The sequence below is a fragment of the Lacimicrobium alkaliphilum genome (assembly GCF_002591895.1).
Lineage (GTDB): Bacteria > Pseudomonadota > Gammaproteobacteria > Enterobacterales > Alteromonadaceae > Lacimicrobium > Lacimicrobium alkaliphilum.
On sequence record NZ_NISX01000008.1, the window covers coordinates 99,795 to 122,948 of the forward strand.

The window sequence follows — 23,154 nt, forward strand, 5'->3', positions numbered from 1 at the left end:
TTAAATAATCTATGTAAATGCCATTTCTTAATATTTATTGTATTAAGCAGTAACAACTCTAAAAGTATGACTCTATATAATATCGCTAACAATAGCTGCCAACTGTATAGCCAGAAATGGCGGAACCGCATTACCAACCTGAACATATTGCTGTGTACGGTTACCTTCAAAAAAGTAGTTATCGGGAAAAGTTTGTATTCTCGCTGCTTCTCTGACCGTCAGGCTCCGGCATTGTGTCGCGTCAGGATGAATAAAATAATGTCCATCTTTGGAGATGTGACTTGTTACTGTAGTGGCTGGTCTGCCGTACCGCTGTACCCTGAACCGGTCAGCAAACTTACCACTTTTCCAGTTTGCATGAGCCGGAGCCAGCAAGTCAGGATAGTCTTCTGACTTTGGAAATGGCTTGTCGCTATCTCCGAATACATTCGGATTAGCCCAGCAGGCGCTGAACAGGTAGCGTATAAGGTCACTATTCATATGCCCCCTGGCAGAGTGATTCAGCACTTTTCCCGGTCTACTGTTGAGTAACCAATCTTTCAGATCTGAAGGTAATGCATCGTTTGGATTTGCCAGTGGATATGAACTTCCAACTGTTGGTGCTTGATGTCTGAGGTTTTGAACTGCATCGTTCATTTCCTTTATCAGGGGCTCAAAGCGCTTTTCCTTTACCAGTACTTTTTTAAGTTCAGTAACGTAGTCGGCAATAACTTCCCGCCAACGCATAGGCTGATCCTGTTCTTTGGATAGTTTACTTCTCAGGACAGGCAACCCGGCAAGAATACTTTCAACAGGAACTACGGGCTTCTTATTGAGCACTGAAGGTTTTGTCTGAATATCCATTGCCACCCCCAGCAAAATAACTCTGTGCCGCGCCTGAGGTACGCCAAACTGTTCTGATCTGATAATGAAATCCCGGCTGTCAGAGTAGCAAGGTTCCAACAGGTCTTCTTTATCGGGTCTTTTAGTCAATGAATAAATCCTGTATTTCCTGCCCTCATTCCCGGTTACTACAGCCAGGTTCGGGTTTTCCAGATCCTCCAGAATCTTTGGGAAAATATGTTCTCCGCCGACTTTTGAGGAAAGAATTCCCTTCACATTCTCCATTACGAATACATCAGGCTCCATGATAGTCAGTACATTCAGATACTCCTGATACAGAAAATGACGATGATCATTTTCTGCTGAATATCCGACTATCCCTTTGTTTCTGGCTCGCCCAACCAGTGAGTATGCCTGGCACGGAGGTCCCCCGATTACAATCCATGGCTCATTTGAATATTGTTTCTTCAGTTCAGATAATCGGCTACGGATTTTGTCATTGTCCTCACCCAAAGCCGTTGGCCTGAACATTGTTTCCTGCAGGGCCTCATTCCAAACATCCGGATGTTTGGATATCATCTCATTTCTGGAAATACGCCCTTCTGCGTAATCAAAGTATGCATCCTGCTTACCGGCCCCTTTCAGAAGTCGGAAGAATGCCCTCGACGTCAGTGTTTTGTGAGCACTTTCTTCTTTTTCTACCGACATCCGGATTCTGAATTCTGCATCGTCACTCCGGTGTGAGCTGAATCCTTCGCCCAACCCCCCCGGACCGGCGAATAGATCTATGATGTTTATGGTCTTCTTCATCTGATGCACAATACTGAGTTTGCAGAAGAATAATAAGATTTAAATCAGATTACTATCAAAGGTTTGAAAAACTGAGACAGCGAATGGCAGATGTTCACTCTACAAAAATCCGAAGCAAGAACATGTCAGCGATTAAAGGTCTGAATACGAAGCCAGAGATTCTGATACGTCGAATGCTGCATGCAAGAGGCTTCAGATACCGGCTGAAGAATAAACACCTGCCGGGTAACCCTGACCTCGTATTTCCTCGATACAGCGCCGCTATTTTTGTCCATGGTTGCTTCTGGCATGTCCATGAATGCCCGGTCTTCCGATGGCCTTCAACACGCACAGAATGGTGGAAGGAAAAGCTGCTGGGGAACAAAACGAGAGATGAAAAAAATCTGGAACGACTGTTGGACTCTGAGTGGCGGGTTTGTATCGTGTGGGAGTGCAGCCTTAAAGGAAAATACAAACTAAATGAAGAATCCCTGGCGGATCAGATATCTTCGTGGCTTGGTTCTGATAGGCAATTTTTAATCCTGGAAGGTAAGAAATCTTAACAGAACACCCCCGACTAATCGCCGCTATACGATCCCGTTGTCATGCACTCACCACAATATTCCTGCTAATGTACTGACTTATCATCACTTTTCCAAACTTATCAATGTCTTTAGACTATTACCAGCAGCATGCACAGGCTTTTTTTGAGGGTACAGTGGATGTGGATATGCAGTTGCTGTATCAGCGCTTTCTGCCATTGTTGCCTGCTGGTGCGCATATTCTGGATGCCGGTTGTGGCTCGGGAAGGGATGCTTTTTATTTTCTTCAACAGGGTTACCGGGTTACGGCTTTTGATGCCAGTGCTGAACTGGTTGCTATGGCCTCGGAATTAACCGCTATTGATGTGCGCCACTGCCGTTTTGATGAAATGACGTTGTCTGAGCCGGTGCAGGGTATCTGGGCCTGTGCCTCATTGCTGCATGTTCCGCATGCCGATCTCGCTGCTACTTTTGCTCATCTTGCTTCGTTTTTGGAATCCGGCGGCTGGTTTTATTGTTCATTTAAGTACGGCCAGGGGGAAGTCTGCCGTGATGGCCGTACCTTTTCTAATCTGGACGAGGCGGGGCTGGAGTCTGTGATTAATGCTACTTCTCTTAAGTTAAAAGAAAGCTGGCAGACTGCCGATCTCCGCCCTGGGCGGGAACAGGAAAGGTGGCTGAATGCTCTGCTGGTAAAAACCACTGATGTGCAGGGTGCTGAATGAGTTATATGCAGCAACAACTGGCCTTTATCACCTATATCCAGCGCATGCTGGTTGAGGGAGATTTCAGCGCCACGTATAAGTTTGCTCTTTTGCATGCACTGGCTGATCTTTGCATTGAACACCCCTTGCAGGATGAAACCAGTGAGCTGGTGATTACCCTCGATAGCCTGGTGGATAAGCTGATTATGCTCTACTGGCACCATGCGGTGCCCTTTTCTTCCGAGCATCAGGGCGAAGAGGCCTTGTTGCGCCAGAACTCGGGCAGGCAGTCCAAACTGATCAGCATTCTGTATGAGTGCCAGAGCCGCGGTGTGCGCAATATCCACCAGCTTAAGGCCAGTGACCGCTGGCCGGAGATTTATAAGGCCACGCTGCGTACCCTTAAAGAAGGGCCATTATGGCGGTTACAGATTCTGTCGAAGCAGGAAGAGTGCTTTTTATACCCTCATCACCGTGAACAGCAGTTTATTCAGCTTAATGGCGGCATCGCCCACTGCTTCCGGCGTTTTTATGATCTGGTGGTGTTTCTGGCCAAAAATGCCTGGCTGCAGAAGATACAGAGTATTAAGTTCAATCAGGCTTTGATCGGGGCGCAGAGCCAGTTGCAGGATTTTCTGTTTGGGGTGGATCGTAATGCGCTGAGCAAGGTGGCGCCGGTGTTGGTGGAGATCCAGCAAAACCGCTGCTTTTATTGCCGCAAACCGATGAAAGACAATGTGGCGGTGGATCATTTTATTCCCTTCTCGCGCTACTCCACCGATTTAGGCCATAACTTTGTTGCCGCCCATGCCGGCTGCAATAACAGTAAGCGGGATCATCTGGCGGCCCAGCCTCACCGCGAACGCTGGCAGGAGCAGAATCTGGTGGTTCACAACCGTACCCTGGCTGAGGCACTCAGCGCCTGGTTCTATTGTGATGAGCAAAAGTCTCTGGCCGTTGCAGACTGGGCCTATGCGGTAGCCAGCAGCACGGGGGCAAAGTTGTGGCTGGCTAAAGACAGTTTTACTGAGGCAGGCATAGCCCACTCCGGAGCGGCCGATACCGCGCCTGTTATTGAACAGGTAGCAGAAACTACAACAAAACCCGCTGCTGAGCCGGTGCCGATCAACCAGCAGGCCGCCAATCAGGTGCCGTATTTCCCGGATTTAAAAATTGCCTGCGGGCATTTTAAAACCGGCCGCAGTGATGAGGTCGAAATGCGCTCGGTTGAGCAATACGCTGGTGTGCTTGACCCCCAGCGTCATTTTCTGGCCCGCGCCAGCGGTAATTCCATGAACGGCGGCAAAAACCCGGTGGCCGATGGCGATTTGTTATTGCTGGAATGGGTGACGCCGGAGCATGCCGGTTCCATCACCGGCCAGACCATGGCCATTGAGCGCCAGGATGAGGCCGGTGATAACCAGTATGTGCTGCGGGTGATTCGTAAATCTGCTGAGGGCGAGTATTGGTTGCATGCTACTAACCCGGATTATAAGGATTTTGCGGCTACGGAGGCTATGCGGCCTTTTGCGCGGCTGAAAGAGCAGTTATGAGTGATGAGGGATTAGTGATGAGTTTGTCGGAATAAATTCCGACCTACAGCAAGGCGAATAAATTCGCCCCTACAACTGATAACGGCATTTTGGTATGACTAATCCCACCCTTATTCCGGCGCGTTGTTGCGCTTCTTGACCGCACCTGTTAACTGGTGCTATTAATAGCACCTGATCATTGACTGGGTAATCGCTATGCAAGTGAAATTTTCCGAGGATGTGATTCCTCTCTCAGAGCTGAAGATCAATCCTGGAAAGGTGGTTGGTCGAACGCAAGATACGCATCGCCCAATCCTGCTTACCAGCCGTGGCCGCGGTGTCGCCGTTGTTCAGGGGCTTGAAGATTATGAGAGAACCGCAGAGGAATTGCGGTTTGTAAAGGCTGTGGCGCAGGGGCTTATGGATGTTCGCGAGGACAATACCCTGTCGTTGGAGACCGCCAGGAAAACCCTGGGCATCAAGTAAATGGAATTACGCATCGCGCAATCCGCTCTTGAGGACTTAAAGGCTATTCAGGAGTATTACGCAGAGCAGGATGTGCCACATATCGGTAACGATTTCGTGACTGCTATCCTGGAGCATTGTGGAATGCTTCAACGCCACCCTGATGCTGGCCGGGTTGTTCCTGAATTCAATCAGGAGCCTATTCGCGAATTAATTCACGCGCCATTTCGGGTTATCTACCTCCGGCAAGCCACAGAGATTGTGCTCATCCGGGTCTGGCGGAGTGAAAGAGATCTCGAATTGCCAGATAACGAAACATAATCAGACCATGCACCGGCTGCTGAAGTCTTCACTGCCTCCTGACTACAAGCTAAACCAATAACACCATATCGTCAAAGGTGCTGGACATGCCCGATAACGGCATTCGGGCATGACTAACCCTACCCTTATTCCGACGCCATCCACACAGTCATTCCGGCGCCTGTCCAGCCCCTTTGATTAGCAGTTGGCTAAGGTGATAACACTAGCCTTAAAAATCGAAGGTGCTGGATTAGCCGGAATCCAGTGACCTGATTGCTATGATGTGAAAAGGCACTGGATCTCCGCCTTCGCGGAGATGACAGAGAGAAACGGAGATGACAGAGAGGGGCGCAGCGGAATGCTGACTGGGAGATATGGCAGGCTTTCCCGGATCCCAGCAGCCTTTCACTACCCACCTGAGTCACCCTTTTTAAGGTAACTCACAGGTGCTGGACAAGTCCGCTTCACTGCATCCAGGTATATCCAGCACCGTTGATAAACGGATATTACTGGTTAGTACATTGTAAAACTCAACGGATGCTGGGCTACGTGCTGATTAGAAACACCAAGGCAGCAAGGGCACTGGATCTCCGCCTTCGCGGAGATGACAAAGTAGAGCTGAAATGACAAAGTAGAGCTGAAATGACAAAGTAGAGCTGAAATGACAGAAAGAGACATGAGCCCCGGCATATATCAACCGATAGTTGACAATAGAGGATCGGTCGGCGAAACTATTTACTAAATGGATTGGGCAATCCCGGTCGGCGTTAATGCCTCAGTGGTTTCACTGGGGCTTTTCGCTTTTTGGGGTTGGATAAATCATCATTCCAACATTTTCATAGCCATCCCCCACTGCATTTCTTCCACCTTCACAATAGAATTTTTGCCTGAGTGATTCAAAAGCCCGATTATCTTGAGCTGGTCGAAGTGTTTTTAGTCCTATTGGCCTTGCGACCAAGTCAGCAAGTTGCAGGCCTGAAGACATTACCTGTTTATGAGCGAACAGAATTTCAAATGGTAGATTAATGCCAAGTGAGTTGTTTCCATCGCATACGCGCCGGAATTCAAGTTCCAGCTCATCATCTTCTCTGCTGCCTCGTCGTTCAACCACAATATGTGTCTTTTTTTCATGCTGGTGCTTTTCACATAAAAACGCATGCAATTTTTCCATACACAGGGCCAGAGCAATATGATAGGCATTATCACCAGGGTTACTCTTGGCAATAGGACGTTTATCAACAGTCGCACTGATGAGCACAAAGTTACTGAACTCTATGATCTCAGTTAACTGATCCATAAATGTCTGCTGATGTGAGCTGCTTCGGAAGATATTAAATTGACCTGTCCGGCGTCGAATTTCATTCTCATGCAAAACAATCTGATCGTGCCCAAAGTGGTTGAACTTAAATTTCTCCAGGGCTGGAACAATAACTTCACTGTAGTGGCGTTTATGGAACACACAGAAAGCCAACACAAAGATAGGGTACTGTGGATCAATACTTTGCAAACTGTGATCGCCACTCTCATCAACATACACAATAAACTTGCTAAACTGGTTGTCGCCACCAACGCCTATTGGCTGATGTTGACGAATCTTATCTAAGTTTTCTTGTTCAAATTCAAATAAGGGAAGTTGCGTACCAATCTCGCGTTTACTATCAGTGTTGCTCATCTTTATAACTTCCTTGCTTTATCGCTATACGTTAAGTGTCTGCGTTTTTAATGGATGCTGGCTTACCACTCACTGTGCTCCTTTATCAGTATTCTCTGACATTGAGTCCTAAATACTGTAACTGCGGTCAATTCTGATAATGTAGTGAGTTAACTACGGTTTTCCAATCTTATTAATATTTTTGGACTGTTACCGGCATTATGCACAGGCTTTTTGTGAGGATGAGGTCACATCCAGGCTACGCGCTGATTAGAAACACCAATCCATCAAGGACGCTGGATCTCGGCCTTCGGGGAGATGACAGAGATAAGCCGCGATTACAGACAAGAGCGCAGCGGAATGCTGACTGGGAGATATGGCAGGCTTTCCCGGATTCCAGTGACCTTTCATTGCTCAACTGAGCCACCTCTTTTTAAGTTAACTCTCAGGTGCTGGACAAGTCCGCTTCGCTGCATCCAGGTATATCCAGCACCTTTGGGTACTCAATTGTCGGGCTAAAGCCGCGACCTACAACACCAGAGGGTGCCGGGCTACCCCTACACCGTGATGGTGGGGTGCGTTGTCGGACTGAAGTCCGACCTACCAGGCCGCTAAGGAAATAACTGTACTATGCCGCTTTCGCCCTGCATATCGCCCACTATCCAGATTTGCTCAAAGGGGTGCTGATCCGGCACATCGATATGGTGCTGCAGTGACTGGATCTCTTCTGCTGTCCAGGCCGGATGTGCATTGCGCAGCACCAGCCATACGCGGTGAGTTTTATACCGTTTTACAGACTTATTGGCGAGAATCCGGTTGAGGGATTTGAGCAGGCGCTGATGGGCGTCGGTGTACTGGTCAAGTTCCTTTAATTCCTGGCGGGTTTTCTCATCCAGTTCGCGCCCGAGGATCTTCATCGCCTCTTTTTCTGAGCCGTACACATGGGCAATTTCCAGATCCAGCCGCTCGCCGTTTAAAAAGCAGGAAACATCCGGTTTACGGGGCCGGTTGTGCCAGATATGGCGGATAATCTCACCGGTTTTGTGCTCATACCAGCGCATAAATAGCCGGGCCGCTTCGTGCTCAAGGGCGATTTTTTCGGATTCGCTACTCTGTGTATGCTTCATCGGTTACAGCTAAGGTTTACTATTCAGGGTTTGCGCTCTACGGCGGGTATTTCGTAGTACTTTTCCGGTGATTGCTTTTTGATGGCATTGAGTTTTTCTTTACGCTCCAGGCGGTGTTGCACGGTTTCACCAAATACCTGTTGGTGGGCCGATTCGATCATCTCTTTGGCTTGCAGTTGGCTGATAAACCCCAGCAATTGTGCAGCATGAATACAACCTTCGGTACGGTGTTTAAAGGCATCATCAGGTTCGCCCGCTTTGGTGCGCTGGTACACCTCAAGTATCTGCTGTTGGCAATGCTGTATAAAGGCGTTTTTATCCATGTTGATCTGCCGGTTGGGGAATCTTCGACCAGCTTATTGAATTTTGCCCGGGGTGTCATGGGTTTGCGTTTTTTCTGGCTTTGTTTGGTTTTATGGGGTTTTGTCGGACTGAAGTCCGCACCTACCGAGCCTTTAGCCGTCATGCCCGAGTGTTGTTATCGGGCATCCAGCACATTTGATGATAAGGCGTTATTGGTTAGCACCTTGGTAATTCAAACGTTGCTGGGCACCCATCGCACTTAAAAAAAGACCAGAATAACCACAGAGAACACCGAGAACACCGAGAAATGCAGGGCCCATATCTTAAAACCTCTGTGTCCTCTGTGGTTAAATTTCTTTTTCTGACTGCTGATACAGAAAAAAGGCACGGGGTTCCCGCCAACAGCTAGCGGGAACGACGGGAGTGTTACCGGGATGCCGGATGTAGGTCGGATTTTAATCCGACAATAGCCCGCTGGCTATGTAGATGTTTTCGGGTTTATCCGGCAGCTCTGATTGCTCAGTTGTCGGGCTGAAGCCTCGACCTACAACACCAGAGGGTGCTGGACAAGCCCGATAACAACTTCGGGCATGACAGGGTTCGCTGTGATTCGAATACATTCTCCCCTGCATAGCTTCGGCGGGAATTGTTCGTTGTTCGCAAGTTCCGTTTACAGTGTAAGCCGGTGTGACTCGCTAATCTCTTCAATCAGAGAGCCGGGCACCTTCTCTTCGGCGGCTATCTGTGGCCACTGGCTGATAACGCTGATGGTATGGTCAATAATGTTGTCAGCCTTTTTACGGGAGAAGTTGGATATCAGGCTAGCGATGGTTAACAGATCATCGCGGCTAAAGCCGTCCCGTTTGCCATTGATCGACATCTGATGTCTGGCTACCCATTCTGAACCTGGCCTATAGCTCCAGGCCATGTCATAGGCCGGTGCCAGGGCCCACTCGAAGTTATCATCCACATAAAAGGAGGTGTTTTTTGTATGGTCGTCGTGATTGCGGCTCACCACATTGAACACCATGCGCCGGAAGATCTGCACCTGCTCTTTCTGGGTTAAATTGAGCTGGCGGGCCTGAGCCAGCAACTGTTCGTAGCTGAAATGGCCGGGCTTTTTATAATCAGCATGGGCGAGGCCGTTCAGGGTTAATACGTGATACTTCTGATTTTGCTCACGGTCAAAACGCCGGGTCATAAAGTGGCGACGGTTGCCTTCATGCAGAATTTCACAGGGGCTCATCTCAATATCGCAAGCTTTGGCCATTCTGTAGTAAGCATATTCCATCAGCCCATAGCCAATGGGGTCGCCAAAGGTCTGTACGCCCTTACGGTGCTCAACCACGCCGTCAAATTTAAGCAGATAATGTTGATACCCCTCTGGCGCCGGCACCTGGCCCGACAAAATATGATCGCGTTTTTCATTGATGGCAATCACCGCTTTGGGCCGCGCGCCCCCTGCTGATGTACCCACTTGCAGCAGATTTAACAGCCCATCGGCGTCCTGCATGCTGGCAGCAAAATGGGCTCTGTCGTCCAGCACTTTCTGGGCCAGTTGCACCAGTTCGGCCAGTTCCACCTCAAAGGGGTTGTCAGAGTCCAGTTCCACGGCGGGTTGATATTCCAGTGCCCCCATGCCGCGCTTACCGGTATACAGTAACCGGTCAATTGCGGTGAACTGAGCCGCATCCAAACCCTTGCGGGCCAGCCAGGCATCAATTAATGCATTGCCAAAGTCATCGGGAAGGGAGTCAGCAAATACCGCTGGCAAGCCCTTGTAGGTGTCAAATGCCAGCCCCGGAAAACTGAATACCCCCTTTTGCAGTGGCAGGTGGTTAGGGTCAAGGGAGAACCCGCTCACGATCCACTCCGGCGTATATTCAAAAGACACAATGGCCGAGTCGTCTTCTTCGGCCAGTGCTCCAACCCGAACCCCGTCAAATTCTACGGTACAGACTTTTGCTACCATGCTTTATTCGCCTTTTGTTTTGAGTGGCTTTCTTTTCAGCAGCAGGTCTGCCTGAGTCAGGGCTCTCTCCCGTGCTCCTTTAACGCCCCCCAAAGTTCGCGCTCGTGAACCACTGTGCTTACTGGCTAGCTGCAAAGGGCTGATCCGCTGTTCCGGTATCAGGTCGTCAAACTGCTCCACCAGCCCGAACTGCCGTACCAGGGCCACAAAAACCTCAAGCTTGCACTTACCCTCTTTAATGGCCCGGTATGATTTTGGGGTAATCCCCACACGTTCAGCCATGTCGGCTTGTTTGATGCCCTGCTGTTTTCTGCGCTCTTCCAGCCGGTTATAGAGCTCTTCGATAACCGCTGTATCTGACAGGCTTCGGGTGATCTTCGTCATGAGTACTTTACTACCTATTATCGCAACTTTATGGCCTCTATGGGTAATATAGTACTCTTACAACATAACGACAAGCTCTGGTTTAAATGGGTAATACATTACCTTTAATAACCACAAAACCTGTAAAAGGGTATTTATTTACTTATCAAATGGATTGATGAACAAGGCAGGGCTGGCTATGTACTGGCCGCACCTTTGTGACCAGGCAGTTCAAGTAGCGCCTGTTCAACAGCAAACACGTGCTCATCCTGTTCGTCCAGCTCACGCAGTGCCTCGGCCAGTTTAAGTAAGTATTCACTGTTTGGCCCGCTGGGGCCTTCACTGCGGGCAATATGAGCGGCGATGTCGGCTTCACTGGCCGGACCCAGCCAGGCGTCATTATCAGAGCTGGCCATATACACCAGGCCCTCGGTTTCGCCGGGCTCATCTAACCATTGCAGTTGGGTAAGTACCCGTAAATAACCGTTTTTCTCACGATGATCGAGGTGGTCAAAGGTATCCGGCGTCACTTTATAGGCCATTCCGGCACAACGCGCACCCGGTTTTTCGATTAAGGTGGCTACCCGCCCCGGCGCCTCCGGCGTGCCGCGATGATCATGTGAACCCTGCCAGAAACGCCGTTGCCAGCCGCGGATAAAGGCCGGCCTGCGCTGCAGATACGGAAAATCTGCTTTGTAGATAAGTGAGCCATACCCAAACAACCATACGGATTCGAGGTGATCCAGCGGCTGGCGTTGTTTGTTCAGGGCGATGGTGTTGTGCGACATATTCTCCCGGGCCAGGTCAGCCGTTGTTCAGGGGCTTTTATTAGCCTAACGGTACCATCCTCTGATGCATGATTACCATAAACCTGCGGTGTTCTCACAATCCAGCAACCTTTTAATCTATCACTGTCGCTTTTCCTCACCGAGAGGAGTCAAAGGTGCTGGGCACGTCCGCTGCGCTCCTTGCAGGCTACGCGGCAATGTAGTCCGGATGCAGCGAAGCGGAATCCGGGAATATGCTGGCGGCATTTTTTGCCGTTCAGTAATTGGAACACAGGGCTAAAAAAGGCTCTGGATCTCCGCCTTCGCGGAGATGACAAAGAGAAACGGAAATGACACTCCAAGACCACATTCATCCATCGTTCCCGCATGCTGTTGGCGGGAACCCAGTGCCCTTAAACAACGCAGGCAAAAAAGCGCTGGATGCCCGACTACAACATTCGGGCATGACAAAGAGAAACAGAGCCGACAGCAACAAACCTGGCCCAGATCAAACAACCATCAATGTTCACAGTGAATTTGCCGTCTGTGTTGTAGACTGATTAGCAGTCAATGTGTTCACAAGGGTTACTATGCTGAGTCTGCCTCTTTTTCTGCAACCTGTGGTGAAGCTTACCGCACAATTCGACAAATTTATTCAGGGGCGCCTCTGGCTTAAGGTGCTGATTGCGTTATTTCTTGGTGTCATCTGCGGCATTCTGCTCGGCCCCGATCTGCGCTGGGTATCCGTGGGTGCCGTGAAAAACATTACCGCCTGGCTGGCGCTGCCTGGCCAGTTATTTCTGGCTATTATTCAGATGATTGTGGTGCCACTGGTGCTGGCCTCGGTGGTGCGTGGGCTGGCCGCCAATAACAATCCTGATGCGTTAAAGAAGAACGGCCTGATTGCCCTGCTATTTATTGTCGGCTCTACCGCCGTGGCCGCCGCGCTGGGGATCACACTGGCACTAAATATTCAGCCCGGCTCTTATATTGATGCGGGGATCCTCGCCGATACTCAGGCCGCCCCGCTGACCAGTGCCGTGGCCAAAGGCTTTCCGGAAATGGCAGAACTGCCGAATAAAGTTTCGGGGCTTATCCCTAAAAATCCGCTGGCCTCGATGGCCTCGGGAGAAATGCTGCAGGTGATTTTGTTTGCCGCCGTGTTAGGGGCAGCGCTGTTATCGATCCCTGCACAACAGTCTAAGCCACTGTTTGAGCTACTTGGCGCATTGCAGGAAGTGAGTCTGCGCATTGTTTCCTGGGCCATGGTGCTGGCCCCGTTGGCTGTGTTCGGCCTGATCACCAAACTGGTGGCGAATCTGGGGATTGAAGTACTGGGCGGCATGCTGGTTTATGTGCTCACCGTATTGCTGGGCATTGTGATCCTCGCGACGCTGTACCTGCTGGTGGCCAAATTCACCTGGCCGGGCCCCATCCGTGTGTTTATTGGCCATATCCGCGAACTATTGCTGCTGGCCTTTTCCACCAGCAGTTCGGCAGCGGTGATGCCCATCAGCCTGGATGTGACTGAAAACAAACTCGGGATCCATGCCGATATCGCCCGTTTTCTGATCCCTCTCGGCGCCACCATCAATATGACCGGCACGGCCTTGTATCAGGGCGTGGCCACGGTGTTTCTGGCTCAGGTATTTGGCGTTGACCTGAGCCTGGCCAGTTACCTGTTTATCGTGACCATGGCGGTGGCCGCCTCAATCGGCTCACCCGCCACGCCGGGCGCCGGTATTATTATTCTGAGTATGGTGCTGGAGGGCGTTGGGATCCCGGCGGCCGGTATCGCCCTGATTCTGGGCGTAGACCGGATTCTGGACATGTGCCGTACCTCCGTCAATGTGCTCGGCGATGTGGTTTCCTGTACCACGGTGCAATATTTTACCGCCAATAAGAGTCGCCTGCCGGCTCCCCCGGAAGACTCATCACCCTCCACACAAAACGGGGAGTCTGTCTGAAACCGATATAAAAACTTACTGAGCACCGGTTGTGCTGAGGCAACCCGGTGATGTTCCCGCAATCCAGCAACCTTTGAATCTATCACTGTCGCATTTCCTCACCGAGAGGAGTCAAAGGTGCTGGACACGTCCGCTGCGCTCCTTGCAGGCTACGCCCCACCAACGGCAAATGGTCATGCCCGAATGAAGGGCGAGTATGGCTCACGCCCCAATCCGGGTATATGCCACTGGCGGCTTTTTTGCTTTACCGATAAGCTGTCTGGAATTACCGGAAGATGGAGCGGAGTATGATCAGAGCGCGTTTGTTTAAACAGGGCGAAAACCTTGAAGAGGGCGGAGCCGAGCTGCTGGAAAGCTGGAAGAAAGATCGTCACAGCCGCATCTGGATTGATTTGCAGGGCGAGCCACCGGAGCAACAGCGCCAGTTTCTGGAACAACTGCAATGCCACCCGCTGGCCATCAATGACGCCTTACGTGAACGCCACCCGCCCAAGGTGGAAGAGTTCGGGCAACATACGCTGATTATCTATCGCGGCATGGCCAGCCTGGATGAGCACCTGAATTATGAGCCCCGGCAGATTGTGTTTTTTCTGTTTGAGCGCATGCTGGTAAGCCTGCATGCAGGCAGTGCCAAAAGTATCGATCAGATGTGGAGCCAGCAAACCGCCTACCTGCATCAGAAAACCATCGGCGAATGGGCCCTTAAAACCATGCATACTTCATCGGGCTTTTATCTTGAGAGCCTGCTGGCGTTTGAAAACCAGCTCAGCGATCTCGAAGACGAGTTACTCAGCCGCCCCACCGATACCCAGATGAAAACGCTGACGGTATACAAATCGCAACTGGTGAAGCTGCGCCGGGTGTTTAATTATCACCTGTCGATCACCCATGAGCTGAGCGGCTATGATTATCGCCTGCTGCCCCGGGAAAACCCGGAAATATTGCACGCCATCAATGATCTCTACGAGCGGTTCGAGCGCCTGCACAGCCTGGCGCAGATGTATTATGACATCAGCGGTGACCTGGTTGAGGGCTACATTTCGTTGTCATCCCATCAGCTGAATAACACCATGCGGATCCTGACGGTGATCACGGCGATTTTTGTGCCACTGACCTTTCTGGCCGGTATCTACGGGATGAACTTTGAACATATGCCGGAGCTGGCTTTCAGGTATGCCTATTATGTGTTGCTTGGTGTGATGGGAGTCATGGCAACGGCACTGGTATGGCTGTTTAAACGCAATGGCTGGCTGTAGCGCCGGCTTTACCCGGCGTTTAACTCAGAGGTTATCGTAAATCGACATCTCACGGGCGAAGCGCGCTCTGTCAGAATCTTCAATAATGGGGGTCTGCACGATCAGGTTCTGGTGTTCCGCCGGCAGGTTATTCTGCCGCGCACCAGACAACACATGTTCCAGATACCAGTCGAACGGCTGCAGATCATCATCAATCTCGGTGGCCACATAAATCTGCGTTTCTATCCGCTGTTGCTCGTAATATACCGCAACGGTGCGCCGCTGATATCCCTGGCCTGTACCTTCTAACTGATCCAGCGTCTCCAGCTGGTCAGCACTGAGTTCATACAACACGCCCCAGAGGGTATCTCTCTCTTCACCGGTACACCAGGCATTACATTTTGCAGAACCATCCTTGCCAACTTTGTGAAATTTCAGGGCGAAGCCATACAGCTGGGCCACACCTACCCTTTGAATCGGCGAAATACGCGCACCAACGCGCTGCCACGACATATTCGAGCCATATGCAAAATATAGGCATTTTCCGGCATCATCCTGCATTAGTGTTTCTCCTTAATAAACAAAGGGTAAGTTGAACCTAGTGCAATATAGCTCAGCTTTTGGCAAAGCGCTCAAAATCTGCGGCTACGGCTTCGGCAGCCGTCTGAATAATCTGCTTGCCATCTTGTTCTGAAGACTGAGACGGATCAGAGCCAATACGCCCATCAGGAAACTGACGGCGGTAATCATCGGCATGCGTAATGGTGCCGGTCGGCGCGATTTTTGGCTCCATCGTGACCTGCTTTTGTGCTTCGGGGTAAGCGGCATAGGTCACCGACACTTCTGATGCGGTGGCATGCTGGCCATCCCCCACCGGGTAAAGCTGTTTGCACAGCGTTGCCACAGACTCAAACTGCCACCAGTTCTGCAGTTTATGCAACAATTCTGTTGCCTGCTGTTCGCCGGAAAAACTTCGTTGTGCATAGCTTTCAGCAAACGCCGCATTCACCGTAGCCACATTGCCGCCGTGACCATTGAGCCAGTAAATACGTTCAAAACCGTGGCGCTGCAGTGATGCGGTCCAGTCGAGTATACTGGCGATCATGGTAGAAGGGCGCAGTGTAATGGTGCCGGCAAACGCCAGATGATGCTGCGCGCAGCCCACTGAAAAGGTCGGGCCTACCAGCATTTGCGTGAGTGTGGCCGCCTTATGGGCTATCACCTCTGGGCAAATGGCATCGGTACCCAGTAACCCGTTGGGCCCGTGTTGCTCAATCGATCCAATGGGTATCACAATACTGTCTGAATGCTTAAGGTAATCTTCCACTTCCATCCAGCTTGATTGCGCTAATAACATGTTGCTCTCCCGTGGGTTTTCCAGACGCTGGTTACTGTTGATATGCCAGTACCTTAATACACAGCACATCAGGGGTTCAGAGCGCACCTTGCATAAGGGGCGTTAAATTCCCAATGAACCCGTCATTTGCTCTGTGTTAAAATACTACATCTTTATACCATTACTGAGATATCAAATTCATGTCTGACAAGCGTTTTATCAGTTCTGCAGAACTGCTCAGGGATTCATTCCGTCTTGCCTCTGATGTGTATAACGACGGTTTTCGCCCTGATTATATCGTCGGCATCTGGCGTGGTGGTGCCCCTGTGGGCATTTCTGTGCAGGAGTTTTTTGATTTTAAAAAGGTTACTACAGACCATATTTCCGTGCGTACCTCCTCTTACTACGGTGTGAACAAGCAGTCTAAAGAGATTAAGGTACATGGTCTGCACTACCTGATCGAAAACGCCAACGCCAACGATAAACTGCTGATCGTGGACGATGTGTTTGATTCGGGTCGCAGTGTCGATGCGCTGATCAAACAGATTCAGAAGCTGTCACGGCTGAACACCCCGAATGATATCCGTATTGCCTGCCCCTGGTACAAACCCCAGAACTCCAAAGTGGATATCAAGCCTGATTACTATGTGCGTACCAGTGATGAATGGCTGGTATTCCCCCATGAGATTGCCGATCTCAGCGAAGAAGAAATTCGCGCCAGCAAAACCGACCTTACCGAAGTTATGGATTTGCTGTTCTGATTGAACAGCAACCCCATTCCACATCCCTGCAATCCAGCAGCCGTTGAATGTGCGACTGTGTCATTTACTCACCGAGAGGGGGTCAAGGTGGCTGGACACGTCCGCTGCGCTCCTTGCAGGCTGCATCCGGGTAAACCTGCCAAAACGTTATCCAGATTGGTGAATTTCGCCAACTGTTGGTGGCATTAGCAATGCCAACCCTCACCAACAAATAGAAATACCCTTACAAATCAAATCCTTAAACTATTGGCAAAGGAATTGCTGAGTACTGTGAGAATTGTAAAAATAACATTAGAAAGGAACAACCATGAAACACAGCGTATTTTCTATTATCTCTGCCACGGCCCTGATGTCGGTATTGCTTACCGGTTGTATCGTGCATGTCGGTGCCGGCGAAGGTGGCGGTAATGTTGACGGCGTATTTGGTGGTATCGACATTGAGTCCGGGCACAGTGCTAAAAACCTGTCGATGGTCAATGGCAGCATTGAAATGGAAAGCAACAGCAGCGCGCGCAACCTGAGCACAGTAAATGGCAGTATCGAACTGGCTGATAACGTCTCCATCCGCTCTGCTGAAACCGTTAACGGCAGCATTGAAGCCGGCCAGAACCTGCATGTGGAAAGAAGCCTGGAAACTGTGAATGGCGAGATTCTGCTCGAAACAGGAGCCGATATCGGTGACAACATTGAAAACATTAACGGTGACCTGCGCCTGGTAGATACCAGAGTCGGCGGCAATGTAGAAACCCATAACGGCGATGTGGAATTGCTGGGTGATACCCATATTCAGGGTGATGTCACCATCAGACGTAACCGTGATAAAAGCTGGATAAAGTGGAATTCAGACAATGAGCCTACCCTGACAATTGGCGCGAATGTGCAGATTGATGGTGAGATTGTGCTTGAACGCCCGGTTGACCTGAAGCTGGAAAACAGCGCACTGAGTCACAAGGTCGTTCGTCGCTTCAGTGATAAATAACAGCTCAACAGACTATGCAAGATGTGATATTCACTTAATATACTTCTCTGAGACCCGTTGACCGGCCCATGGCCGGTCTTTTTTTGGAGAGTGACATGTTGCCAATTACCACCCCCCGTCTTAGCCTTCGCTTACTCGATGACAATGACGCCGCGTTTATTCTCGAACTGCTTAATGATCCGGATTTTCTGAAATACATCGGCGATCGTGGGGTCAGCAATATTGAAGAGGCCATCGGCTATATTCAGCAGGGACCATTGGCAATGTATCAACAGCATGGATTCTGCATGTTGCGGGTAGGGCTCAAAGACACTGAACAGGCAATTGGTCTTTGCGGCTTATTACAGCGCGACAACCTGCCACACCCGGATCTGGGCTTTGCCTTTCTGCCATCAGCCAGAGGAACCGGTATGGCTACAGAAGCAGCCGAAGCAATACTGCAACAAGCTGATAAAGACGGCCACAAGACGATACTGGCCTTCTGCCAGCCGGATAACCAGGGTTCGGTTAAACTGCTCAGGCGTGTCGGCTTTGCCTTTAAGGGTGACTACCGTCAGAAACCGGATGAACAGCTTTTGCATTTATATCAACGGGATAATCCGGCCCCTGGCTGAATAATCAGCTTTTCAGGGAAAAGCCGGCATGTGATTCACTACTGGCAGACTACTGAATATTCATTTTTGTGTTAATCCATTGTCTGGTCGGCCCAAGCCAATCGGTTAGCGGTTGATAAAACGCACCGTGATCCAGCCCGGTATTGATCTCGATTTCGGTAAAGGATGTTAGTTGGGTACTGTTTTCTCTGAGTTTTTTACAGCTGCCCGCCCGATCCGATTTTTCGTATACGGACAATACGTGGCCATAGACCCGGATATCAGAATATTTGGCTGAACCTAAGCCACCACAACCCGCCAGAATCACAGTGTTTATATTCAGATCAGCAAGTTTTCCGGAGGCTACGCCGGTAATAAACGCGCCTCTGGAAAATCCCATAATAGTGATATGGGCCGCAGGCACCCCGGCATCCACCAGTTGCCTCACCTGCAGGTTCAGTTCCTGAGCATAATCGAACGGGTCCGTATTCTCAGGCCGGTGATAGGCAATCAGATGATAATCCTCACTGGCAAGGGCTGTTTTGATCGCCGGGAAATCATACACGCCCCATCCAAACCTGGTTTCGACCGGCCTGGGATTATCCCCTTCAACAATATAACCGTGTGAATAAAACAGATATTTGTCGTCGGGACTGACGTTATCGGGGAACGCCTCATAAATCTCGCCCGACGGGCCCGTGGAAAAAAACAGGGCGGTTAAGATCACCGGAAACAAACGTCGCATCAATATTCCCCAAAAACAGATTTTTCGTTACGGTGCCAGGCTGGTGAGCTGGCTATTGGTATTGGTCAGCTGCGCAAGCTGGTGTTGAAACCGGGCTAAGGCCTCACCCTGCAAACTGATGCCGGCGGGGGCTTTAAGCTTCAACGGGTTAAGCGCCCGGCCATGGCGGTGCACTTCGTAGTGTAAATGGCGCCCGGCAGACAGGCCGGTATTGCCCAGATAGCCAATAATATCGCCTTGTTTAACCGAATCACCCTGGCTGAGATTGCCGGCAAAACCTTTAAGGTGGGCGTACAGGGTTTCATAGCCATCCCCATGGTCGATAACCACCGCCTTACCGAAACTGCCATAACGACTGGCGCGTTTTACCACACCGCGACCCGCCGCCAGAATAGGGGTACCCACAGGCGCGCTGAAATCAATGCCTTTGTGCAGGCGGTCGTAGCCAAGTACGGGATGATGTCGGTTGCCAAAATGAGATGATAAGCGCGCCCCATTCAGCGGTGTCTTCAGCAGAAAACTTTGCGCCAGCCGGCTATCCGGAAAATAAAACGCGTCGTTAAAGCGGATCAAACGGTAGTCTTCACCGGCGTTGGTAAAGCGCAGGTACTTGAGCGACAGCGGATTCGGCAAATGTGCAAACAAGGCCTGGTCCTGATGCACCCGGGTACGCTCAAAGCGTACTTCCAGCACATCATCTTTTTGCACCTGCCGCTGAAAGTCGACAAAGTGTGACAGTGCCAGGATGGCGCTGTTGATTACATCAACCGGAATATTGTTCTGTGCGGCATCCTGATAAAGGCTATTGCTGATGGTCAGCCCCTGCTCTTGCGTCTGTTGCCAGGTAGGCACTTGAACGATTCTGACCGACCAGGCGTTATTGGCGTAGGTTGCTTCCACCACCTCACCGTATTCGCGGGCCAGACGCACACGGTGCCCGTCTGACGTCGGATGCGACACTTCAATGTTAACGCCTGTTTTAAGCTTTCCCAGATCCAGCCATGACTCGGCGGCCATGGCTAATAATGCGACCCGATGCGCCGAAATACCCTGCTTGCCCAACAGCCGGGTAAGATTCTGCCCCGGCTGCAGTGTCGCTATTTGCCCCCTGGGCTGCTGCTGTGTTTCTGCTACCGCTTTATAGGTGTCCGGCTGTTGCGGACCGTAAACCCGGAGACTATCACCCAACAGGCTATTATCAATGGGTACCGGTGAAGGTGATAATACGGCCACGTCAGACTCGCTGGCATTGTTTGAACTGATTATCACCATCAGCATAGCAGCGGTCACCAGTACCAGCGCGACGATGTGCCGTTGAGAAAGTGATATCATTTTACTGCTCCTGCGCGTTTTGGGCATCAATAAGGTACGCCATTGGATCATGTCTGTGGCCATTCTCCAGCAATTCAAAGTGAAGGTGCGGCCCGGTCACTTTTCCGGTAGCTCCCATCGTACCCACCGCCTGACCTTGTTTTATCTGTTCTCCCGCCTGCACATCAATGCTGTCGAGGTGGGCATATAATGTCTGCCATCCATCACCATGGCGCACCAACACCACTTTGCCGTAGCTGGGATTCAGCGATATATCATCGGCAATCATCACCTGCCCGGCCGCACTGGCTTGAACCGCTGTTCCTACCGGGCCCTTAAAGTCGACTCCCTGATGAACTCGGTTATGGCGGAACGTCGCCACATGACCAAACACCGAGCTGACCACCGGTTCAGCAACCGGCATTATCCAGTTACCCGGGGCACTTGCCAATGCCCAGGTGTACGTAGACTTAGCCAGCGCCAGACATGCCAGAATTAATACAAATACCGGCAGGTGTCGTTGCCAGCTTAAGATTGCAGGCCCGGTTCCCAGGGCCACCCGGACACGTTGCTTGTAACCGGCCAGATCAATGCCATGCCCGGTAAAGCTAAGCTGCATGAGCGCATCATGGGAAGACGGCGCTGCACCGGCAGACTGTTTGAGACTGGCAATTAAGGCTTGTGCATAGGCGTGATGAGAAAAGCCGCCCTGCCTGATGGTAGCCCCGTCACAACGCATCTCCACCGCGTGGGTAAAGTGCGCGCTGAGCCTGGACAAAAACGGATTAAACCAGGCGACCGCACAAAGACAATGCCACCCCATCAGCCACCAGTGATCACCAAAACGAATATGATTCAGCTCATGCTCAATGATGATCTGTTGTTGCTGTTGTGAAAGTTGTAAAACATCACGGGGCAACACAATAACAGGGCGATAAAGGCCCGCCACAAAGGCACTGACAGGCGGCGCTTCGGCCGGTAACAGCCGGCATTGAACATTGCGTGGAATGACCTTTTTCCTGAGCGCTTGCGGATAATAGACACTCTGGCGGGCTAACCGGCAGACGGAGCGGTACTGTTGCAGCAATCGCCCCAGCCTGAGCAGGCTTACCAGCATAATCAGTGTCAGTGCAAGCTGAGCCCAGGGTAGGGTTGAGGACGTCTGCACCGGCCCGGCAATGTGGCCTGCCATCCAGGCTACTGGCTCCAATGCCGTATAATGAGCGGTACTGACAAACTCCAGCTTGTGGATCAGAACATTCGGTATGGGCAACAATATGATCGATGGAACCAGCAGCACCCATACCCAAAAACCGGGGGTAAGCTGCCATTTTCTGGCAAGACAGCCCGCCACCTGTGTGAACAAACCACACAGCAGGATCCAGACAAACAGAATAACTAAAATACTGCTAGTCATGCTGTATCCCCTTTGTTCAGGCTGTGTGCCGGAGCCTCCTGCAACAGCGCTTCGAGCTCTGCCAGTTCGTCTTTATTAATCAGGTGGCTATCGGAAAAGAAATTCACCGGCAGCGGTGTATCGATTTCCAGTATACGGCGGGCAAAATCACTGGCAAAAGCGGCCAGTGTCGGCATTTTTTCAAGCTCTGCATAATAAAGATTTTTATTACCCAGTGTGGTGGTTCGTACAAAATGTTTAGCGCTCATACGCTCAAGGGTTTTGCGGGTCGAAGAATAGCTCCAGCCATACAGCGCGGTCAGCACTTTATGGATTTCCTTGCCGGTACGCGGCTGTGTATTCCAGAGCAACTTCAGTACTTCAAGCTCCGGTGCCGTTGGATGATGTTTAACCATAACCATTCCTGTCATTAACATTTCGCACCCTGCAGCTAGTGCGACAGATGTCACACAATAACATCAGTATTTGTGCGACACAAGTCGCAGGTTGTATATTCAGCTCCTTGCAGGCTACACCGCGGGAACGGCAAACGGTCATGCCCGGATGCAGTTGTCGGGCATCCAGCGCCCTTAAACACTTAAGCTGCAGGGGCACTGGATTCCGGCCAACAACATGCCGGAATGACCGGAGAGTATGGATCACGCCACAATCCAGTCTGCCCGGATGCAGCGAAGCACAATCCGGGATGGCACCGATACAAGACCGGGTGACAGCGGTCAGTGGTCAGCGTGATCTGACGACCCGCTTTTTCTTAACAACCAGTAGGTTATTCCCAGTGCCAGGGTGGTAGCGGCAATGCCGAGCAGGTACAGGGGAGTAATCTCTTCAAAATCCAGTACAATCACTTTCCGGGCAATGGCCATCAGTGCGGTCGCCACCACCAGTTGCACCGGAAAAATATTGGTGCCCAGGTACAACCTGATATTGATAAAGATCTCAACCGCGATCAGCACCGCCATAAAGCCACCGAAAGTATAAAAGATATCGTTAATATCCAGCAGCAGAATCGGTGGGGTGATCAGTCGCTCATAAATAATGTACACCACATCCCCCACGCCCCAGAGGATCACGGCCACCATCAGCACCGCCAGAACCCTTATGGCGAAACGGATCACATGATGCAAACCACGGAAAAAGGGATCCGGAAAATCGATCGGCAGTTCCTGATGCAACTCATTTTTTGGTTCACCTTTTAGCAAATGAGAAGGTTGTTCTGCTGACTTTTGCTCTGCCACTGTATTCTCCATCAATTAACCCTGTCGATGCGTTCCCGTATTAGAAACCAACATCGCTATAAATCCATAAATATATATACGCTACCTTTTATCCTTGGACCATTAGCAATAGCGAAATACTGCCTCAGAGTGAGACAAAGTGACTCGTCGCCCCTCTTGTGACAATGCAAAGCCGCAGCCCCGTGGAGAGTCGCACCACCAGCCAGTCAGATTAAGCCGGGGTTAATAACAACATAAG

General features: G+C 50.7%; 24 protein-coding genes. 10 read left to right on the forward strand and 14 right to left on the reverse strand.

Annotated features, from left to right (window positions below; all coding sequences use genetic code 11):
* Positions 1-72: 72 nt before the first annotated feature.
* Entirely contained in the window at positions 73-1,632 is a 1,560-nt protein-coding gene (locus CDA54_RS09495) for a DNA cytosine methyltransferase (protein ID WP_099034764.1), read from the reverse strand.
* Between the two features lie 122 nt (positions 1,633-1,754).
* On the opposite strand from CDA54_RS09495, the gene CDA54_RS09500 reads away from it, so the two are divergent.
* From CDA54_RS09500 to CDA54_RS09520, 5 genes are all read left to right on the forward strand, one after another.
* Positions 1,755-2,174 carry a very short patch repair endonuclease gene (locus tag CDA54_RS09500; RefSeq protein ID WP_229748083.1) on the forward strand — a complete coding sequence of 140 codons (420 nt, stop codon included), beginning with the start codon at positions 1,755-1,757 and terminating at the stop codon, positions 2,172-2,174.
* Between the two features lie 104 nt (positions 2,175-2,278).
* On the forward strand, positions 2,279-2,878 hold the full coding sequence (locus CDA54_RS09505; protein WP_099034766.1) for a class I SAM-dependent methyltransferase: 600 nt from the start codon (positions 2,279-2,281) through the stop codon (positions 2,876-2,878).
* Positions 2,875-4,410 (forward strand): S24 family peptidase, encoded by a 1,536-nt coding sequence (locus CDA54_RS09510; protein WP_229748084.1) that lies wholly within the window; start codon positions 2,875-2,877, stop codon positions 4,408-4,410. Before CDA54_RS09505 ends, CDA54_RS09510 begins: the two co-directional genes overlap by 4 nt.
* A 195-nt stretch (positions 4,411-4,605) precedes the next feature.
* Positions 4,606-4,875: a type II toxin-antitoxin system Phd/YefM family antitoxin gene (locus tag CDA54_RS09515; protein ID WP_099034767.1), complete on the forward strand. Its 270-nt coding sequence runs from the start codon at positions 4,606-4,608 to the stop codon at positions 4,873-4,875.
* Positions 4,876-5,175 (forward strand): type II toxin-antitoxin system RelE/ParE family toxin, encoded by a 300-nt coding sequence (locus tag CDA54_RS09520; RefSeq protein ID WP_099034768.1) that lies wholly within the window; start codon positions 4,876-4,878, stop codon positions 5,173-5,175. It abuts the gene before it with no gap.
* 763 nt (positions 5,176-5,938) lie between these two features.
* On the opposite strand, the gene CDA54_RS09525 is transcribed toward CDA54_RS09520, so the two are convergent.
* The 6 genes from CDA54_RS09525 to CDA54_RS09550 all read right to left on the reverse strand — a co-directional run bounded on the left by CDA54_RS09525 (position 5,939) and on the right by CDA54_RS09550 (position 11,358).
* Entirely contained in the window at positions 5,939-6,826 is an 888-nt protein-coding gene (locus CDA54_RS09525) for a DUF3800 domain-containing protein (protein ID WP_099034769.1), read from the reverse strand.
* A gap of 590 nt (positions 6,827-7,416) precedes the next feature.
* Positions 7,417-7,932 (reverse strand): hypothetical protein, encoded by a 516-nt coding sequence (locus CDA54_RS09530; RefSeq protein WP_099034770.1) that lies wholly within the window; start codon positions 7,930-7,932, stop codon positions 7,417-7,419.
* Between the two features lie 23 nt (positions 7,933-7,955).
* Positions 7,956-8,255, reverse strand: a complete 300-nt coding sequence (locus CDA54_RS09535) for a hypothetical protein (RefSeq protein WP_099034771.1) — start codon at positions 8,253-8,255, stop codon at positions 7,956-7,958.
* A gap of 650 nt (positions 8,256-8,905) precedes the next feature.
* Complete coding sequence (locus CDA54_RS09540; protein ID WP_099034772.1) at positions 8,906-10,207, reverse strand: type II toxin-antitoxin system HipA family toxin; 1,302 nt, start codon at positions 10,205-10,207, stop codon at positions 8,906-8,908.
* Positions 10,208-10,210: 3 nt separating this feature from the next.
* The gene (locus CDA54_RS09545) at positions 10,211-10,591 is read right to left on the reverse strand and encodes a helix-turn-helix transcriptional regulator (RefSeq protein ID WP_099034773.1); all 381 of its coding nucleotides are present in this window, start codon (positions 10,589-10,591) and stop codon (positions 10,211-10,213) included.
* A gap of 176 nt (positions 10,592-10,767) precedes the next feature.
* Positions 10,768-11,358: a gamma-glutamylcyclotransferase gene (locus tag CDA54_RS09550; protein ID WP_099034774.1), complete on the reverse strand. Its 591-nt coding sequence runs from the start codon at positions 11,356-11,358 to the stop codon at positions 10,768-10,770.
* Positions 11,359-11,927: 569 nt separating this feature from the next.
* Here CDA54_RS09550 and CDA54_RS09555 point away from each other — a divergent pair.
* Positions 11,928-13,304 carry a dicarboxylate/amino acid:cation symporter gene (locus CDA54_RS09555; protein ID WP_099034775.1) on the forward strand — a complete coding sequence of 459 codons (1,377 nt, stop codon included), beginning with the start codon at positions 11,928-11,930 and terminating at the stop codon, positions 13,302-13,304.
* Between the two features lie 287 nt (positions 13,305-13,591).
* The gene (locus CDA54_RS09560) at positions 13,592-14,560 is read left to right on the forward strand and encodes a magnesium transporter CorA family protein (RefSeq protein WP_099034776.1); all 969 of its coding nucleotides are present in this window, start codon (positions 13,592-13,594) and stop codon (positions 14,558-14,560) included.
* 24 nt (positions 14,561-14,584) lie between these two features.
* On the opposite strand, the gene CDA54_RS09565 is transcribed toward CDA54_RS09560, so the two are convergent.
* A complete protein-coding gene (locus CDA54_RS09565) occupies positions 14,585-15,100 on the reverse strand; it encodes a gamma-glutamylcyclotransferase family protein (RefSeq protein WP_099034777.1) in 516 nt (171 codons plus the stop codon).
* A gap of 52 nt (positions 15,101-15,152) precedes the next feature.
* Positions 15,153-15,896, reverse strand: a complete 744-nt coding sequence (locus CDA54_RS09570; protein WP_099034842.1) for a creatininase family protein — start codon at positions 15,894-15,896, stop codon at positions 15,153-15,155.
* A gap of 179 nt (positions 15,897-16,075) precedes the next feature.
* Here CDA54_RS09570 and CDA54_RS09575 point away from each other — a divergent pair, with 179 nt between their 5' ends.
* The 3 genes from CDA54_RS09575 (at position 16,076) to CDA54_RS09585 (ending at position 18,229) form a co-directional block, all read left to right on the forward strand.
* Entirely contained in the window at positions 16,076-16,636 is a 561-nt protein-coding gene (locus CDA54_RS09575) for a phosphoribosyltransferase (protein WP_099034778.1), read from the forward strand.
* Positions 16,637-16,943: 307 nt separating this feature from the next.
* Positions 16,944-17,615: a DUF4097 family beta strand repeat-containing protein gene (locus CDA54_RS09580; RefSeq protein WP_099034779.1), complete on the forward strand. Its 672-nt coding sequence runs from the start codon at positions 16,944-16,946 to the stop codon at positions 17,613-17,615.
* 95 nt (positions 17,616-17,710) lie between these two features.
* On the forward strand, positions 17,711-18,229 hold the full coding sequence (locus tag CDA54_RS09585) for a GNAT family N-acetyltransferase (protein ID WP_180237178.1): 519 nt from the start codon (positions 17,711-17,713) through the stop codon (positions 18,227-18,229).
* 49 nt (positions 18,230-18,278) lie between these two features.
* Here the strand turns inward: CDA54_RS09585 and CDA54_RS09590 are convergent, their stop codons facing one another.
* The 5 genes from CDA54_RS09590 to CDA54_RS09610 all read right to left on the reverse strand — a co-directional run bounded on the left by CDA54_RS09590 (position 18,279) and on the right by CDA54_RS09610 (position 22,928).
* A complete protein-coding gene (locus CDA54_RS09590) occupies positions 18,279-18,953 on the reverse strand; it encodes an alpha/beta hydrolase (RefSeq protein WP_099034781.1) in 675 nt (224 codons plus the stop codon).
* A 27-nt stretch (positions 18,954-18,980) separates the two neighbouring features.
* Positions 18,981-20,285, reverse strand: a complete 1,305-nt coding sequence (locus CDA54_RS09595; protein ID WP_180237179.1) for a M23 family metallopeptidase — start codon at positions 20,283-20,285, stop codon at positions 18,981-18,983.
* A 1-nt stretch (position 20,286) separates the two neighbouring features.
* Entirely contained in the window at positions 20,287-21,681 is a 1,395-nt protein-coding gene (locus CDA54_RS09600) for a M23/M56 family metallopeptidase (protein ID WP_099034783.1), read from the reverse strand.
* The gene (locus CDA54_RS09605) at positions 21,678-22,076 is read right to left on the reverse strand and encodes a BlaI/MecI/CopY family transcriptional regulator (RefSeq protein WP_099034784.1); all 399 of its coding nucleotides are present in this window, start codon (positions 22,074-22,076) and stop codon (positions 21,678-21,680) included. The genes CDA54_RS09600 and CDA54_RS09605 overlap by 4 nt, the downstream gene beginning before the upstream one ends.
* Positions 22,077-22,397: 321 nt before the next feature.
* Entirely contained in the window at positions 22,398-22,928 is a 531-nt protein-coding gene (locus tag CDA54_RS09610; RefSeq protein WP_099034785.1) for a phosphate-starvation-inducible PsiE family protein, read from the reverse strand.
* Positions 22,929-23,154 lie beyond the last annotated feature (226 nt).